Source organism: Deinococcus radiopugnans ATCC 19172 (assembly GCF_006335125.1).
GTDB classification, from domain to species: Bacteria; Deinococcota; Deinococci; order Deinococcales; family Deinococcaceae; genus Deinococcus; species Deinococcus radiopugnans.
Map to the genome: position 1 here is coordinate 1 of NZ_VDMO01000016.1, position 16,131 is coordinate 16,131.

The window sequence follows — 16,131 nt, forward strand, 5'->3', positions numbered from 1 at the left end:
GGATGCGGGCGCCGAGCTGGTGGTATTTCTCGGGCTGGCGCAGGAAGTCGACGACTTCCTGCAGGTCCTGCTTGGCCTCGTCGCAGCCGGCGACGTCGGTGAAGTTCAGCTTGATCTGCCCCTCGGCGATCACCGCCGCCTTCGACTTCCCGAAGTTGCTGGCCGCGTTGCCGCCGCCCCCACCCGCGCCGCGCATGCTGCGCCACAGCACCAGCAGGATCAGGGCGGTCAGCACCAGCGGCAGCGCCTGCGTGATCCAGCCGAAGGGCGAGCCGCCCGTCACCACCCGCAGCGGCACATCCGCCGCGCGAATCTTATCCAGCGTCGCGCCGTCGGGCGGCACCACCAGCGAGCGCACCGCCGGCGAGTCGCTGGGACTGGCCAGGAAAGTCACGCTGGCATTGCCGGCGCTGTCCAGCCGGACCGAGGCCACCCGTCCGTTCTTGAGGTCGTCGAAGAAGCGGTTGGTGCTGTAGCCGCCGCCCGCCGACGTGCCCGGCGCCACCGGGGAACCGGGTTTCGCGTCCAGCGGATCGGTCTGGGCCGCCGTGGGAAAGACCGGTGTCGCCTGGGCCAGGGCGGCGGAATAGGGGGCGGCGCTCAGCAGCCACATCAACAGCAGGGAACGCGCGGCGCGGGTCATACGGCATGCTACGTCAGGGCCCGGCGCGGCAACCGTCAGGAAAGCCGGGATCACGCCGCGTACAGGCAGTCCAGCATGCGCGGCCACGTGACGGCCGGTCCCGAACCTGAACTGTCGGGCAGCCGCCTCTCAGCTTCCCGTCAGCCTGGGCGCCTATGCTGCCGGGTATGCGTACATTCCTCCTGCTCGGCACGCTGGCCCTGGGGCTCAGCGCCTGCACCGTGACGGTCCGGCCCAACGCCAGCGCCAATGTTCAGATCCAGCCGCAACGCAGCAACCTGATCACCGGCCTGCGCCCGGACCGGGGCGAGGGCAGCACCTACGCGGTGGGCGAGGCGGTGCGTTTTCAGTTCAGCGCCCGCGTGCCCGGCTACGTGACCCTGATCGCCCTGCAGAGCAACGGTTACGCCAGCGTGCTGGCCCAGAACGTCTACGTGAACGCCGGAACCACCTTCTTCCCGCGTCCCGAGGACGGCGTGATGTACAACCTGGCCGAGCCGCGCGGCATCCAGCGGGTGCGCGCCATCTTTACCCGCGTGCGCCCCACCACCAATATCGTGCTGAGCGGCACCTACGACGGCAACCGCTGGAACTCGACCACCACCGCCTACCTGACCCCCTACGCCGTGGGCGACCGCGACGTGCAGGAAACGTTCCTGTACATCCGCTAGCAGCGCCTCAACGTGGCCTTACCCCCTCCCCCAGCGGAGGGGCTTTTTTTGAGGTGACCCGGACAAGCGCTAGCCTGCGGGCATGGTTCAGACCCCGCCCGCTTCTCTCACTTTCGCCGACGCCAGCGCCCGTGTGGACGCGTATATCTCGCAGTTCAAGGAAGGATACTTTCCGCCGCTGCTGCTGATGGCCCGCCTGACCGAGGAGGCCGGCGAGGTGGCCCGCGTCCTGGCCCACGAGAACGGCAAGACGCCCAAGCCCGGCGAGGACGCGGGTGATCTGGAGCTGGAACTGGCGGACCTGCTGTTCGTGATGATGTGCATGGCCAACGAGCGGGGAATCAGCCTGGAGCGCGGCTTTGCCCGCATGATGGACAAGGTGGAGACGCGCGACGCCAACCGCTGGACCCGCAAGGATGGGGAGGGCGCGTGAGTGCCGATCCCCGCTACCCCCTGGGGCCGATGCCCACGCCGCTGGAACTGAGTACGCGCGAGCGCGAGACGGCGCTGACGCATCTGCGCCTCTTGCCCGGCGAGCTGCGCGCCGCCGTCGCCGGCCTGAGCAACGCGCAGCTGGACACCCCCTACCGCGAGGACGGCTGGACCGTGCGTCAGGTGGTCCACCACGTCGCCGAGAGCCACATGAACGCCTTCGTGCGCGTCAAGCTGGCGCTGACCGAGGAAAACCCGGTGATCAAGCCCTACGAGGAAGACCTGTGGGCCAACCTGCCGGATCATCAGTTGCCCCCAGAAGGGAGCCTGACGCTGCTGGACGCGCTGCACGCCCGCCTGCTGCCGGTGTTAGAAGGTGTGACCGATTGGAGCCGCCCGTGGACGCACCCCGCGCAGGACTGCACCTACACGCTGGACTCGCTGCTGGCGCTGTATGCTTGGCATGGGCGGCACCACGTCGCCCACATCACTGGCCTGCGTGGGCGACAGGGCTGGTGATGCAGCACGGCGAGAAGACGCACGTGGACGTGGAATTGAAAGCCGCTGGCGTGGTTGTTCTGAACGCGGCGGGCGACATCCTGCTGGTGCGCGAACGGGGCACGGTGGGCCAGATGGCAAAAGCGGGCCTGTGGCACATTCCCAGCGGCACCGTGGAGGACGGCGAGAACCCGCAGGACACCGCCGTTCGCGAGGCGTTCGAGGAAACCGGCCTGCGGGTGACGCTCACGCGCTTTGTGGGCGCGTACCTGGGCCGCTTTCCGGACGGTGCGCTGGTTCTGCGGCACGTCTGGCTGGCCGAACCTCTGCCGGGGCAGACGCTGCGGCCCACCTTTGCCGAGGAAATTGCCGAGGCGCGGTACGTGGGCCGGGCGGAATTCGACGCGCTCTACGCCGCCGGGAAGATTCGCATGTACCAGACAGGGCTGTTTTACGAGGACGCCCTGCGGGAAGCGGCCAGAGCCTAGGGGTCAATCCCACCCACCTCTCCATCCGGCGCGCGGCGGCACGGTAGGCTGCGCCGCATGACGCGCCCTTCCCCCTCCCCCACCGATCCGGTCACGGCCCCCGTCGTGCGGGCCTATGACCGCTACGGGCGGCAGGCCGACAAATGGCAGGCGGGCTACCGGGCGCGCGGCGGCAAGATCTTCTGTGGGGCGGGGTGCTTCCAGTGCTGCAACATGCCCATCCGGGTGTCGCTGGCCGAGGCGATCATCACCGCCCGCGCCATCGACGCCGCGCAGGCGGTGGCCGTGGAGGCGCACGCCCGCGCCGCCCTGCAGAACGCGCGGACCGCGAAGGACGACGCCCAGTACGTGCAGCGCCACCGGCAGGAGGTGGGCTTCTGCCCGCTGCTGGACCGCGAGAACGGCGCCTGCACCCAGTACGAGGCGCGGCCCACGCGCTGCCGCGACACCTTCAGCGCCTTTCCGGCCCACTACTGCGCGGAAGGCACCTGGGAGGCCATGAGCAACCGCGAGAAGCGCGAGTACAGGCGCGAGGTGGCCCGCACCCCCGGCACCGACGGCGAGTGGCACTTCATCGCGCCGCTGGAACACCTCTCGGAGCCGGTGTGGGTGGCCGCGTCCAAGAGCATGCGCGCCGCGTGGGGGCTGGAGGTCTGGGGCGATTTCTGGCTGCTGACCACGCTGGCCGCCGACGCGGGCTTCATGGCGCGGGTGCAGCGCGGCGACGGGCGCGGAGCGTGGCAGGTGGCCAGCGGGCGCGGGCTGGCGCACCGGGAACTGTTGCAGATCGAGTAGCGCCCTGGCCCCATCTAGCCTTTTCTGGTGCCCGCCTACGCCCGCCGGCTTCTGGAGCGGCCCGAGCGGGGGCGGTGGCGCTGCAGCCGCAGCTTTCTGGCGCCCTGCCGGAAGCCGTGATCGGGCCGGATGCCGTCGGCGATCAGGTGCAGCCACTGGCTGAGAAAGTAGCCCAGCACCAGCGGCAGGACGAACTTCATGCTGATCGGTTGCGGAATGGTGGGCAGGGTCAGGCCGGGCGCGGCGTAGCGCAGCACGCCCACCACCAGCGTGAGGAGCAGCGCCAGGTAGGCCAGCCGGGTCAGCGGGCCGATCACCCAGCTGTGCGACAGGCCCCGGTGCCGGAACAGCTTGCCGTACGGCACCCACACGAAGCCCAGCAGGCCCCAGTGGCGTTTGCTGTCCACCCTGCCGTCGGCCAGGTCCAGGTCCGGCGACAGCAGGAACGTTCCGGCCGCGTAGGCCACGGTGAAATTCAGCGCCTGCACCGGCGTGACGGTCAGCAGCTCCTGACGGCTGAGGACCAAGGCGGCGGCGGCCAGGACGCTGTAGGCCGCGATGTTGATCAGATTGTGGACACGTCCGCTGGGCACCGCCCCATTGTGCTGTGCTGGAAGGGGCTTTGTCAGCCCGCCCCCCTCCACCCGCCCACTGTCTCCGGCGCGGACTCCCTTCCTTTCACGCACTCCCCACCCTGGTGCGGCATGCTACGCACAATGCCCCGTCTGTTCCCGTCGACCCTGCCGCTGAGCCTGGTGCTGGCCTGCACGCTGGCCGCCTGTACGCCTTCCGCGCCGCTGCCCCTGCAGGACCAGGCACTGGACCTGGGCCTGTCGCTGGGCACCAAAGCCAGCCAGCCGTTCGTCGGGCGGTGGACGGTCACCGACGTGCCAGCCTGGTTGCAGGTGACGCCCACCTCGGGACAGGGAGACGTAACGGTGCAGCTGCGGGCCGACCGGGGGCTGGGCACGCCCCTGGCCGCCGATCAGGCGGTGCTGACCGGCCAGTTCAAGATCGTCTGGACAGCCGGTCCGCAGGACGCAACGGGCGGCACGGACGCGCCTGCGGGCACCGCCACCTGGACGGTGCGGGCCGATCAGTACGCCCTGACCGGGCGGGTTCGCGAAGCGGCCAGCGCGCAGGGCCAGGACCTGCGGGTGGGCACCGGCTTGTCCAAGGGGACATCCGAACCCACGCCGGCACGCGGCCTCATCGTCAAGTACCGCAAGGTGGAGAGCGTGTCCGGCCTCCAGGCGCGCGGCGCAGTGGCGGGCAGCACTGTGGCCCAGCGTGCCCGAAGCACCCTGCAGGGGGCCGCCCTGAGCGTGACTTCCAGCCGCCCGCTGTCGGACGACACCGCCGCCCTGCAGGTGGAGAACGTGGCGGCGGCCCTGCAGGCCCTGCGGGCCGATCCGGCGGTGGAGTACGCCGTGCCCAACGCCATCCTGCGCGCCCAGAGCCTGCCCCGGCCCAGCGGCCCCGGTCAGCCGCCGCTGGCGCAACCGCTGGAACCCACCGATCAGTACGCGGGCCTGCAGTGGCCTTTCCGGCTGCTGGGCTACCCCGCCGTGTGGCGGGACATGGAGGGTGGCGCGTACACCCGGCCCGTGACGGTGGCGGTGGTCGACAGCGGCGTGCGCTACGACCACCCGGATCTGGAAGGCCGGCTGTGGAAACCGGGCGAGGGCGCGCTGGACCTGCTGTCAGACCCCAAGAATGGCGACGGCGACGGCGTGGACAACGACCCCACCGATCCGGGGGACCGCACCCGCCAGAGCGGCAGCCACGGCACGCACGTGACCGGCATCATCGCGGCCCGCTGGGGCCAGAACACGGCCACCTGCGCCGGATGCAGCGCCACCGGCGTGGTGGGCGCGGTGCGGCGGGCCAACGTCAAGGTGCTGCCCCTGCGGGTGATCGACGCGGCGGGCGATGCCAGCGTCGCCGACGTGGCCCTGGCCGTGCGCTACGCCGCCGGCCTGCCGATCACGCTGACGGACCCGCAGACCCAGAAGGCCACCACCCGGACCAATCCCCAGCGGGCCGCCGTGATCAACCTGAGCCTGGGTGCCGAGGTCAGCGCCGACACTGCCCGGCCCATGTGCGAGGCCATTGGGGACGCCAGCAACGCCGGATCACTGATCATTGTCGCGGCGGGCAACGGCTACGGCACCAAGCCGTATTACCCGGCCGCCTGCCCAGCGGCGGTGGCGGTGGGCAGCGTGACGCTGTCGGGCGGCAGCGCGCCCAAACACGCGGTCTACAGCAACGCCTACCCGGCGGTGCAGCTCAGCGCGCCCGGCGGCACCGATCCGCTGCAGGACCCCGCCGCGTTCAACGGCGGCGTCTTCAACGGCCAGCCCTTCCCGGATCTGGTGCTGTCCACCGGCTGGGACTACGCCAAGGACCAGCCAAACTACGAGGCCGAGGCCGGCACCAGTCAGGCCGCGCCCCAGGTCTCGGCGCTGGCCGCGCTGCTGCTCAGCAAGGGCGTGACCACCGACGCCGCCTCCACCCTGGCCCGCCTGAACGCCACCGCCACCGATCTGGGGGCCGCCGGGCGCGACCCGCTGTTCGGCTTCGGCATGATCAACGCCGCCGCCGCCCTGGGCGCCCCGGCCATCAGCGACACGCTGGGGCTGCGGCTTCAGGACTCGCGTGGGCGGGTCTTCCAGCCCCCCCTGGACGCCCTGGGCCGCTTCAACGCCTTCCTGGGCGACGGCACGTTCCGGGTCATTGGGGGTCGGGACCGCGACGGCAACGGCATCTACGGCGAGACGGGCGAGCCGCGCGCCGAGAAGGCGGCCACCCTGGGACCAGCCACCCCACAGGTGGACGTGGGTGACCTCGTCCCACAGGAGTAAGCCGCGTTCCAAGGGCCAGAAGTTGAATCCCCTGAAAATTTCAGCGCAGCGGGCGGGAATCGGAGAGGACCGGCCCCCAGCGCCTTATACGGATTCCGATTGAATCGTTTGCAAAAACGATGAAATCCGAGCGGACGCGAGGAGGAAAAAAGACGGGTTCCGCGTATGGATGAACCCAGCGGTGCTTTCCCGATGGGTTAAGGAATTAAGCGGAATCCGTATTAGCCGTTCACGTCAATCACGGTGCGTCCCCGCACCTGCCCGGCCAGAATCTGCGGGGCCAGGGCGGGCACCTCGGACAGGCCGCGCGTCTGGGTCACGTCCGCCAGCCTGGAGGCCGGAAGATCGCGGGCCAGCCGCTGCCAGGCGGCCTCGCGGCGCGGCCGGGGGCAGGTCACGCTGTCGATGCCCAGCAGCGAGACGCCGCGCAGGATCATCGGGAAGACGGTGGTGTTCAGGCCGGTGCCCCCCGCAATGCCGCAGACGGCCAGCGCGCCGTGCGTGCGGGTGGAGGCGTAGGCCCCCGCCAGCGTCTCGCCGCCCACCGTGTCCACCACGCCCGCCCAGCGCTCCTTTTCCAGCGGGCGTTTCAGGGCCGGCACTTCTTCGCGCCCGATGATGCCCGAAGCCCCCAGCTCCCGCAGGTAGGCCTCCTCCTCGGGGCGCCCGGTGCTGGCGGTGACCGTGAACCCGGCGGCGCTCAGCAGGGCAATGGCGGTGCTGCCCACGCCGCCCGCCGCGCCCGTCACCAGCACCTCGCCGTGCCCAGGCCGCACGCCCGCGTCCTCCAAGGCCATCACCGCCAGCATGGCCGTGAAGCCCGCCGTGCCCACGCTCATGGCCCAGGCCGCGTCGGTCCCTGCGGGCTGGCGCACCAGCCACTCGGCCCTGGCCCGGGCCAGAGTGGCGTAGCCGCCGTCCTGCCGCTCGCCGATGCCCCAGCCGGTCAGGATCACCGCAGTCCCAGGGGCATACGTGCCGCTGGCATCGTCGAGCACCGTCCCGGCCAGATCGATGCCGGGAGTCATGGGCCACTGGCGCAGGATGCCTTTGCCAGTCACCGCCAGCCCATCCTTGTAGTTCAGGCTGGAATGCGACACCGCGATCAGCACCTCGCCTTCGGGCAGTTCGGAGAGGGGCAGGGTCTGCAACTCAGCGCGTTTTTCGTCACCGTCCTGAATGACCCGCAGGGCGCGGTAGGTGTCGGGCGTGGGGGGGGTGGTCATGGGTGGAACCTCCAGGGAATGAAGTGGACGGCAGACTGTGGACCGCCGTTCAGGCTAGCGCGTCCGCCTGGGCACGCCAGCGCTCAAGAATTGTTCAAGCCCGCGCCGCGCCCTCCGGTGTGTTAAACTTTGCGCTGCTATGGAGCCTCCCAGTTTCGGCTCTTCCCTAGTGCCCGGTGAAACCCGCCTCAGGGCGGCGTTTTTGCTGTGGCAGCCTCGCATCACCAGCGGTCACCGACACCCCTCCACTGTGGAGCGGGCGGGCAGCATGTGCCCTGCGGCTGACCAAGGCGCGGTTACGGAGCGCGCCCATTCATGAATGACCTTCTCGGAATACTTGCGCTGTTGGTTCTGGTGTTAATGAACGGTTTCTTTGTGGCCGCGGAGTTCTCGCTGGTCAGCGTGCGCCGCACCCGCATCGACCAGCTGGCCGACGAGGGCGTCGCCGCCGCCAAAGCCACCCAGGGCGCGCTGAAAAACCTGGACCTGTACATCGCCGCCACCCAGCTCGGCATTACCATGGCCAGCCTGGCCATCGGCTTCGTGGCCGAACCGGCCATTGAGCATCTGGTGCATCCGCTGCTGGACGGCGGCTCGCTGACCCAGGGCCAGATCACCGGCATCTCCTTCGGGCTGGCCTTCGCCATCAGCACCATCTTGCACATCGTGTTCGGCGAGCTGGCCCCCAAGAGCTGGGCCCTGCAGCGCACCGAACAGGTCGCCATGATGGTCACGCGTCCGCTGCTGGTCTTCACGCTGGTCTTCAAGTGGGCCATCATCCTGCTGAACGCGATGGGCAACGGCGTGGTGCGGCTGTTCGGGCTGCGCGGGGTGGCCGGTCATCACGCCGCGTACTCGGAAGAGGAAATCCGCATGATCGTCGGCGCGTCCAGCCAGGAAGGCGTGCTGGAGGAGAGCGAGCGCGAACTGGTCTACAACGTCTTCGACCTGTCGGACACCACCGTGCGCGAGATCATGACCCCACGCGTGGACATGATCGTGGTGGACGGCGCTTCGCCGCTGCGCCGCATGCTGGAGCTGAACGCCGAGCACAGCTACTCGCGCGTGCCGGTGTACCAGGACACCCCCGACAACATCGTGGGCATCGTCCACAGCGGCGACGTGCTGCGCCACCTGGACGATCTGGATACCCTGACCGTGGCCGACATCATGCGCCGGGTCTTCTTCGTCCCCGAGAGCATGAAAATCAAGGACCTGCTGGCCAAGATGCGCGAGAAGAAGTCGCACCTGAGCGTGGTGGTGGACGAATTCGGCGGCACGGCGGGGCTGGTCACGCTGGAAGACGCCCTGGAAGAGATCGTGGGCGAGATCTACGACGAGACCGACGAAGAAGAGCTGCCGCTGTACCAGCTGGTCGGCGAGGGCGTGTACCTGATCGACGGCGGCATGATCGTCCACGAGGTCGAGCAGATTCTGGGCAGCAACCTGGAAGACGGCGAGGGTGAGTTCGACACCCTGGGCGGCTTCATGACCGACCGCTTCGGCGACATTCCCGAGATCGGCTACACCTTCATCCACGAGGGCTGGGCCTTTACCGTCGAGGAGGCCGACGAGCGCCGGGTCAGCCGCGTGCGCGTCGAGCGCGCCGCCGACCCCGGTCCGCTGGCCCTGCCCGAGGAGGCCAGCGATGGCTAAAACGAAGCTCAATCCGTTGGGCATCACGCCTGACCCGGCCCTTTTGGCCGCCGCGAAAGCCGCGTTTGCCCAGGCCTACGCCCCCTACAGCAAGTTCCACGTCGGCGCGGCGCTGCGGACCCCGGACGGGCAGGTGTTCAGCGGGGCCAACGTGGAGAACGCCAGCTACGGCCTGGGCCGCTGCGCCGAACAGTCGGCGGTGCAGGCGATGGCGACGGCGGGGGCGCGGACCTTCACCGATCTGGTGGTCTACGCCGAATCCAGCCCCCCGGCCAGCCCGTGCGGCGCGTGCCGTCAGGTGCTGTACGAGTTCGCCCCCGACGCCCGCGTGGTCTGCGTCAACGCCGACGGTGAGGTGCTGAGCGGTCTGGTGCGCGACTTCCTGCCGCACGGCTTCCGGCTGGAAGAACGCGAGGACGGACATGGCGTGGGGACGGAGTAGCGGCACGCCGTCTCCCGTAGACGGCAAGACAGAGCGTTCCCATCCTCCCCTTTCCTCTCGGAGAGGGGGTTTTTAGTCCTCTGCGCTGCCCTGCAGTTCCTCCAGCCGCCGGTCCAGCAGCGCGGCCTTGCCCAGCGCGTTCCACTCGTCCGGGCCTTCCAGCAACGGCGCCAGCCCGCGCAGGTAGGCGGCCTGGGCGATCAGGTAGGCGCTCAGCGGCGTGGTCAGAAACTGAAACAGCAGCACCGCCGCCAACCGGGTCAAGGCCTCGGTCTGGGCGAATTCCAGTCCCACCCCGATGAAGATGCCTGCCGAACCCAGCGTGATCAGCTTGCTGCTGGCGTGCAGCCGCGAGTACAGGTCCGGAAAGCGCACCATGCCGATGGCCGCCGTCAGCACGAAAAAGGCCCCCAGCAGAATGGGGATATCGCGGGCCGCATTGAAGTCGTTCATGGCCGCCCCCCCGTTCCGGTGTTCATTTCATCACCCGGCCCAGCAGCAGGTAGCGCGTCAGGGCCACGGTGCTGAGAAACCCCAGCAGGCTCAGGACCAGCGCGGCGTCCAGCATCACGATCAGGCGGGTCTTGACGGCGATTAAAGCGATCAGCACCACCAGATTCACGCTCAGAAAGTCGAAGGCCATGATCCGGTCGCCCCAGCTGGGGCCGCGCAGCACCCGCACCGTGACCAGCAGGACCGACAGCGTGACGATGCCCAGGGCCAGATTGATGATCATGCGTGTTCCTCCACGGTGGGGGCGGTGGACGCGGCGCTCTGGCCGTACAGCGGCAGCAGGGCGTCTTCCACCTTCTTGAAGCCCTCGCGGGCGGCCTGCGGACTGTCCGCGCCGATCACGTGCGCGTACAGCACGCTGCGCTCCGGGTTAAAGCCCATCGCCACCGAGCCGGGCATCAGGGTGATGGTGGCCGCCAGCACCGTCTGGGCCGTGTCGCCGCTCAGGCGCAGCGGGTAGGCGATGACCATGGGGTGCAGCGGTGGACGCGGGCGCAGCGCCCACAGCGCCACCTGCACGTTCGCCGCCGTCAGCTCGCGCACGAAGAACAGTGCGAAGCGCACCACCGCCAGGGTCCGGCGCACGTAGTTGCCGGTGCCCAGCGACAGCGGAAAGAAGCTCAGGATGGCGAAGCCCAGCAGCATCCCGATGGCCAGCTCGCGCAGGCTGAACTCGCCCACGAACAGCGTCCAGACGATGGCGAGCAGGATGTTCAGCGAGAGGCCCCTCACGGCGCGTCCTCCGGCTGCTGCACCTCGTCGCCCGTGGGGGGCGCGGGAAGGTCCAGCGGGCCTTCGCCCAGCACCCCGAGGATGTACGAGGCGTTGCTGCCCAGTTCGTCGGCGGTGCCGCGCGCGTAGCCCAGCAGCGGCCCGGCGAACACGGTCAGCGCGGCCACCAGCGCCGAGGCCAGGTAGGCCGGGAGCCGCTCGGGCCAGCGGACCCGCCGCACCGGTTCGCTGACCGGATGACGCCCCCAGAAGAAGCCGCTCCAGACCCGCAGCAGCGCGTACAGGGTAATCAGGCTGCTGAGCAGGGCGCTGGCCGTGGCGGCGTAGGCCAGCGCCGTGCCGCCCTCCAGCCCGGCGCGGACCAAGTCAAACTTCGCCACGAAGCCCGCGCTGGGGGGCAACCCGGCCACCGTCAGCGCGCACAGCAGGAAACACGCGGCCAGCAGCGGCAGGAACTCGATAAAGCCGCGCGCCCGCACCAGCCGGGTGCCGCTGGCCCGCTCCGCGACGGCAGCGATGAGAAACATCGCCAGGGTCACCACCACGCTGACCGCCAGGTACGCCAGGCTGGCCCGCAGCGCGTCCGGCGAGTCCAGCCCCAGCCCGAAAGCCAGGTAGCCCACCGAGCCCACCACCGTGAACGACAGGATGCGGCGCCACTCGCGCTGGCTGACCGCGCCCAGCGCGCCGTACAGCATGGTCACGGCGCCCAGAAGCAGCAGCAGCGTGTCGGGCAGCCCCGGGTCCTGGTTGAACACGGTGGTGAACACCCGGATCAGCGCGTACAGCCCCACCTTGGTCAGCACCGCTCCGAAAAACGCGCCGGTGGCCGGGGGCACCGCCGGATAGGTGCCGGGCAGCCAGAAGCCCAGCGGAAACAGCGCCCCCTTGGCCGCAAAGACGATCAGCAGCAACACGCCCACGGCAGTGACGGTGGTGTTCGGCCCCAGCGCCGCGCTGCGCTGCGCCAGATGCGCGAAGTTCAACGTGCCCAGCGTGCCGTAGGCCAGCCCGCAGGCCACCACCAGCAGCGCCGAGGCCGACAGGTTCATCACGATGTAGCGGAAGCCCTCGCGCAGCTGCTCGCGGGTGGACCCCAGCACGGTCAGGGCGTAGCTGGCCACCAGCATCACCTCGAAGGCCACGAACAGGTTGAACAGGTCGCCGGTTAAAAACGACAGTTGCACCCCCGCGAACAGGAACGAGGTCAGCGCAAATGAATGATGCCGCTCGCGCACCGGGTCCGGCTGCGCGGCCATCAGCCAGACGGTGAACACGCCGCACAGGGCGGCCAGGGCACTCATAAAAGAACCCAGGCGGTCGGCGGCCATCACGATGCCGAAGGGGGCCTTCCAGCCGCCCAGTTCGCTGACCAGCACGCCGCCGGTCGTGGCGTTCATCAGCAGCAGCGCGAAGGCCAGCGTGAGCAGCGCCGAGGCCAGCGCCAGCGTCACCCGCCACCGGCGGCGCATGGGCAGCAGCAGCAGCAGGCCCAGCCCCAGCGGCGTCAGGATCGGCGCAAGGGGCAGGCCAGAGGTGATCACCCCGATGGGTTCAGGCGTCATCGCGTGATCCTCCGCAGGCGTTCCAGCTCGGCCAGCTGGGCGGCGGTCTCGTCGGCGTGGTCCACTTCCGGTACGTCGGGGCTGAGGTGCTCGGGATCGGCGTGCTGGCCGTCCGGGGCGTCGGGGTCACGGGCCAGGTTGTCACCGAAGGCCGCCACGTCGTCGTGTCCGGCCACCTGATAGGCCCGCAGCGCCACCGTGAGCAGCAGCGCGGTGGTGCCGAAGCCGATCACGATGGCGGTCAGCACCAGCGCCTGCGGCAGCGGGTCCACGTACGGTCCTTCCAGCGTCAGCAGCGGCGGCGAGTCCTGACGCAGCCCCGACACCGTCAGGATCGCCAGATTCACGCCGTAGGCGACGAAGGCCAGCCCCAGCACCACCCGGATGATCGTGCGCGACAGCATCAGAAAGACGCCTGCGGCCACCAGCAGGCCGATCAGCACGGCAAACAGGGTCTCCATTACCTGGCCTCCAGCCGGGCGGGAAGGGAAGGAACGCCAGCGCCGGCCCGCCGCCACCGGTCTACAGGAGCAGCCGGCTTCCGCCCCCCGACACGACCATCTGTCCGACCTCCACCCACACGCTCCATCCTCATTCGTCTCCCTCCACCCGTTCCGACGGCTCGACCTCGATCAGGGCGTAGGCCAGCGACAGCCCGGCGCCCACCACCACCAGGTACACGCCCAGATCGAACAGCAGGGCGGTGGCCCACTCGAACTCGCCGGTCAGGGCGGTGGTCAGGTAGCCAAAATCGGACTTCAGGAAGGGGCGGCCCAGCAGGTACGGGACCAGCCCGGTGGTGAAGGACAGGGCCAGCCCCCAGGGAATGAATTTCACTGGGTCCACCCGCAGGGCGCTGTCGCCGTTGGCGATGCGGTGCAGGATCAGGGCGCACACGGTCATCAGGCCCGCGATGAAGCCGCCGCCGGGCGCGTTGTGACCGCGCCACAGCAGCAGCAGCGCGAACAGCATCACCAGCGCGAAGGCCGCCCGGCTGATGGTCTTCAGGATCGGATCGTTGATCAGCAGGTCGCCGGGGCGGGGCGGGGCGGGCGCGGCCTCCTTCACCGCCTTCTTGGGGGCGCGTCTGGGACTCATGGGCGCCTCTGTTGCAGCTCAAGGTCCAGCAGGTCCTGCGTCGGCGGGGCAGTGTCCTTCTCGCTGCGGGCCTTGCCCCGGCGGCCCAGCCGCACCAGACTGCCCACCGCCAGCGCCACCATCGCCACCACCATGATCTCGCCCAGCGTGTCGAAGCCCCGGAAGTCCACCAGCAGGACGTTCACCACGTTCTTGCCGCCGCCGCCCTTGTAGGCGTTTTCCAGGTAATACGGCGAGATCGGCGGCGACAGGAAACGCAGGCTCGCCAGAATCAGCAGCGTGGTCCCCACCCCCGCCGCCCCGGCCAGCCCCACGTCGATGACCTGCCGCGTCCGGCCGCGTGGCAGGCTGCGGAAGCCCGGCAGATAACGGAAGACCAGCAAAAAGAGAATCACCGTGACCGCCTCGATCAGCAGCTGCGTCAGGGCCAGATCGGGGGCGCGCATCGCCAGGAAGGCCACGGCGCTGCCGAAGCCGGTCAGGCCGGTCAGGACCACGGCGGTCAGGCGGTTGCGCGACAGCAGCACGCCCAGCGCTCCGGCCACCAGCAGCACGGCAATGGGCAGCGTGCTGAGGGGCACCCCCTCCAGCGGCTGCAACACCTGCGGCGCCCGCCACACCGCGTAGCCGCCCATCAGCCCGGCGGCGGCCAGCGTGATACGCAGCTGGTCCGGCAGCGCCAGCCCCTGCGTGCCCGTGATCACGCGCGAGGCCAGGGTTTCCAGGCCCAGCAGCAGCCGCCGGTACCCCCGGTTGGAGCTGAACGGCAGTTCCAGATGCACCTGCAGGAAATACACCCGCGCCGCCTGCCACACCAGCAGCGCGGCCAATCCCCAGGTCAGCAGCGTGAGCAGCAGGGCCGGAGTGACGCCGTGCCACAGCGTCAGATGGCCGCCGTAACCCGCGAAATCCAGCGCCGCCCCGGCCCGGCGGGCCAGCCACTCGGCGCTGGCCGGCCAGACCCCGAACAGCAGCGCCGTCCCCGCCAGCAGGGCAGGCGGCAGCAGCAGGCCAGGACCGGCCTCATGAATGTGGGGGGTGAGGGGCTGCCCATGGTCGTCCTCGGGCGCGCGGAAGTCGCCGAAGAAGATGCCGATCAGCCGCGCGCAGTACGCCAGCGTGAGGGCGCTGCCGATCACCGAGACAGCGATAAAGCCGGGGCCGGCGCGCAGCATCGCCTCGTAGAAGAGTTCCTTGGAAATAAACCCGCCCAGCGGCGGCAGCCCGGCCATGCTCAGGGTGGCCAGCAGCGCCACCACGAACGTCAGGGGCAGCACCCTGCGCAGCCCCGACAGCCGGAAGGTCTCGCGGGTGCCGGTTTCGTGGTCGATGATGCCCACCACGAAGAACAGCGCCGCCTTGAAGGCCGCGTGGTTCAGCAGGTGCGTGGTGGCGGCGAAACGTCCCGGCGCGTCGGCCAGGCCGTACAGCGCCATCAGCAGCCCCAGTTGCGACACCGTGGAAAAGGCCAGCAGCGCCTTGAGGTCTGTCTGTTTCAGGGCCCGCCACGAACCCCAGAACATCGTCGCCACCCCCAGCGGCACGATGATTCCGGACCACAGGGCGCTGCCCCCGAAGATCAGGCCGAACTTCGCCACCAGCACCACCCCGGCCTTGACCATGGTGGCCGAGTGCAGGAAGGCCGACACCGGAGTGGGCGCCTCCATCGCGGTGGGCAGCCACAGGTGGAAGGGCAGCTGCGCGCTCTTGGTAAACGCCGCCAGCAGCGTGAGCAGCAGCGCCGGCACGAACAGCGGTGAGGCCCGCACCGCCGCCAGATCCAGTTCCGAGAGCAGGGTGCTGCCTCCCGCCACCGACAGCAGCGCCGCCGCCGCCAGCAGCCCCAGGCCGCCCAGCGCGCTGACCAGAAAGGCCTTGATCGCGCCGTCCCGCGCCTCGCTGCGGGTGTGCCACAGCCCGATCAGCAGGAAACTGGTCACGCTGGTCATCTCCCAGAAGCCGAACAGGGCGATCAGGTTGTCGCTCAGGACCAGCCCCAGCATCGAGCCGCCGAACAGCAGCAGGTACGGGTAGAAGCGCCCGAAGCGTTCGCGTGGCGACAGGTAGGCCACCGAATACAGCGAGGCCAGCGCCCCGATCACGCCGATCAGGACCGCGAACAGCAGCGAGAAGCCGTCGCCCCGGAAGGCGAAATTCAGCCCGAGTTCCGGCACCCAGCCCGTGACCTGGGCCAGTGGAGCGCCGCCGACTTCCACGCTGCTGCCGGCCAGCGGCACGGCCAGCAGCAGCGCCGGCCCGAAACCCAGCGCCGCCAGGTAGCCGGTGCGGCGGCCCAGCGGGCGGGACAGCAGCGCGCACACGGCGGCCATCAGCAGCGGGAACAGGACGGCGAGCGTCACAGGAGGGGCGGGGAAAGAGACAAAAGGGTGAGCATGCGTGTTCTATCAAAGCACACCCGAATGAAAGGGGCATAGCTGGCGGGGCCATGTCACCGGCCTGGAGCGGGGCCTCCCCCGCCTAGACCGCCGGCCCCCGCTGGCTTCCCTA

17 protein-coding genes and 1 pseudogene are annotated in these 16,131 nt (G+C 69.7%); 8 read left to right on the forward strand and 10 right to left on the reverse strand.

The window, feature by feature from the left end; genetic code table 11:
- Positions 1 to 643, reverse strand: a pseudogene (locus FHR04_RS14285) (ATP-dependent zinc metalloprotease FtsH); the annotation flags it as partial.
- Between the two features lie 167 nt (positions 644 to 810).
- Between FHR04_RS14285 and FHR04_RS14290 the strand changes: the two are divergent.
- From FHR04_RS14290 to FHR04_RS14310, 5 genes are all read left to right on the forward strand, one after another.
- Positions 811 to 1,314 (forward strand): DUF4384 domain-containing protein, encoded by a 504-nt coding sequence (locus tag FHR04_RS14290; RefSeq protein WP_039682300.1) that lies wholly within the window; start codon positions 811 to 813, stop codon positions 1,312 to 1,314.
- An 82-nt stretch (positions 1,315 to 1,396) separates the two neighbouring features.
- Positions 1,397 to 1,747: a nucleotide pyrophosphohydrolase gene (locus FHR04_RS14295; RefSeq protein WP_039682298.1), complete on the forward strand. Its 351-nt coding sequence runs from the start codon at positions 1,397 to 1,399 to the stop codon at positions 1,745 to 1,747.
- Complete coding sequence (locus FHR04_RS14300; RefSeq protein WP_276341396.1) at positions 1,744 to 2,265, forward strand: YfiT family bacillithiol transferase; 522 nt, start codon at positions 1,744 to 1,746, stop codon at positions 2,263 to 2,265. Before FHR04_RS14295 ends, FHR04_RS14300 begins: the two co-directional genes overlap by 4 nt.
- On the forward strand, positions 2,265 to 2,732 hold the full coding sequence (locus FHR04_RS14305) for a Nudix hydrolase (RefSeq protein WP_139404076.1): 468 nt from the start codon (positions 2,265 to 2,267) through the stop codon (positions 2,730 to 2,732). Before FHR04_RS14300 ends, FHR04_RS14305 begins: the two co-directional genes overlap by 1 nt.
- A gap of 57 nt (positions 2,733 to 2,789) precedes the next feature.
- The gene (locus FHR04_RS14310) at positions 2,790 to 3,527 is read left to right on the forward strand and encodes a YkgJ family cysteine cluster protein (RefSeq protein ID WP_039682293.1); all 738 of its coding nucleotides are present in this window, start codon (positions 2,790 to 2,792) and stop codon (positions 3,525 to 3,527) included.
- Positions 3,528 to 3,562: 35 nt separating this feature from the next.
- On the opposite strand, the gene FHR04_RS14315 is transcribed toward FHR04_RS14310, so the two are convergent.
- Positions 3,563 to 4,120 (reverse strand): metal-binding protein, encoded by a 558-nt coding sequence (locus tag FHR04_RS14315; protein ID WP_052195222.1) that lies wholly within the window; start codon positions 4,118 to 4,120, stop codon positions 3,563 to 3,565.
- 123 nt (positions 4,121 to 4,243) lie between these two features.
- On the opposite strand from FHR04_RS14315, the gene FHR04_RS14320 reads away from it, so the two are divergent.
- On the forward strand, positions 4,244 to 6,391 hold the full coding sequence (locus FHR04_RS14320; RefSeq protein ID WP_139404024.1) for a S8 family serine peptidase: 2,148 nt from the start codon (positions 4,244 to 4,246) through the stop codon (positions 6,389 to 6,391).
- A gap of 221 nt (positions 6,392 to 6,612) precedes the next feature.
- On the opposite strand, the gene FHR04_RS14325 is transcribed toward FHR04_RS14320, so the two are convergent.
- A complete protein-coding gene (locus FHR04_RS14325) occupies positions 6,613 to 7,617 on the reverse strand; it encodes an MDR family oxidoreductase (RefSeq protein ID WP_139404025.1) in 1,005 nt (334 codons plus the stop codon).
- 315 nt (positions 7,618 to 7,932) lie between these two features.
- Between FHR04_RS14325 and FHR04_RS14330 the strand changes: the two genes are divergently transcribed.
- Positions 7,933 to 9,273 carry a hemolysin family protein gene (locus FHR04_RS14330; RefSeq protein ID WP_039682287.1) on the forward strand — a complete coding sequence of 447 codons (1,341 nt, stop codon included), beginning with the start codon at positions 7,933 to 7,935 and terminating at the stop codon, positions 9,271 to 9,273.
- Positions 9,266 to 9,715: a cytidine deaminase gene (cdd, locus tag FHR04_RS14335; RefSeq protein ID WP_139404026.1), complete on the forward strand. Its 450-nt coding sequence runs from the start codon at positions 9,266 to 9,268 to the stop codon at positions 9,713 to 9,715. The genes FHR04_RS14330 and cdd overlap by 8 nt, the downstream gene beginning before the upstream one ends.
- Before the next feature lie 72 nt (positions 9,716 to 9,787).
- On the opposite strand, the gene mnhG is transcribed toward cdd, so the two are convergent.
- The 7 genes from mnhG to mbhE all read right to left on the reverse strand — a co-directional run bounded on the left by mnhG (position 9,788) and on the right by mbhE (position 15,983).
- Positions 9,788 to 10,168: a monovalent cation/H(+) antiporter subunit G gene (mnhG, locus tag FHR04_RS14340; protein ID WP_139404027.1), complete on the reverse strand. Its 381-nt coding sequence runs from the start codon at positions 10,166 to 10,168 to the stop codon at positions 9,788 to 9,790.
- Positions 10,169 to 10,190: 22 nt separating this feature from the next.
- Positions 10,191 to 10,451 (reverse strand): MrpF/PhaF family protein, encoded by a 261-nt coding sequence (locus tag FHR04_RS14345; RefSeq protein ID WP_039682283.1) that lies wholly within the window; start codon positions 10,449 to 10,451, stop codon positions 10,191 to 10,193.
- A complete protein-coding gene (locus tag FHR04_RS14350) occupies positions 10,448 to 10,960 on the reverse strand; it encodes a Na+/H+ antiporter subunit E (protein WP_039682280.1) in 513 nt (170 codons plus the stop codon). The genes FHR04_RS14345 and FHR04_RS14350 overlap by 4 nt, the downstream gene beginning before the upstream one ends.
- The gene (locus tag FHR04_RS14355) at positions 10,957 to 12,525 is read right to left on the reverse strand and encodes a proton-conducting transporter transmembrane domain-containing protein (RefSeq protein ID WP_139404028.1); all 1,569 of its coding nucleotides are present in this window, start codon (positions 12,523 to 12,525) and stop codon (positions 10,957 to 10,959) included. Before FHR04_RS14355 ends, FHR04_RS14350 begins: the two co-directional genes overlap by 4 nt.
- A complete protein-coding gene (locus FHR04_RS14360; RefSeq protein ID WP_039682275.1) occupies positions 12,522 to 12,986 on the reverse strand; it encodes a Na+/H+ antiporter subunit C in 465 nt (154 codons plus the stop codon). Before FHR04_RS14360 ends, FHR04_RS14355 begins: the two co-directional genes overlap by 4 nt.
- A 130-nt stretch (positions 12,987 to 13,116) precedes the next feature.
- On the reverse strand, positions 13,117 to 13,623 hold the full coding sequence (locus FHR04_RS14365; RefSeq protein WP_139404029.1) for a Na(+)/H(+) antiporter subunit B: 507 nt from the start codon (positions 13,621 to 13,623) through the stop codon (positions 13,117 to 13,119).
- Entirely contained in the window at positions 13,620 to 15,983 is a 2,364-nt protein-coding gene (gene mbhE, locus FHR04_RS14370; RefSeq protein WP_139404030.1) for a hydrogen gas-evolving membrane-bound hydrogenase subunit E, read from the reverse strand. The genes FHR04_RS14365 and mbhE overlap by 4 nt, the downstream gene beginning before the upstream one ends.
- Between the last annotated feature and the right edge of the window lie 148 nt (positions 15,984 to 16,131).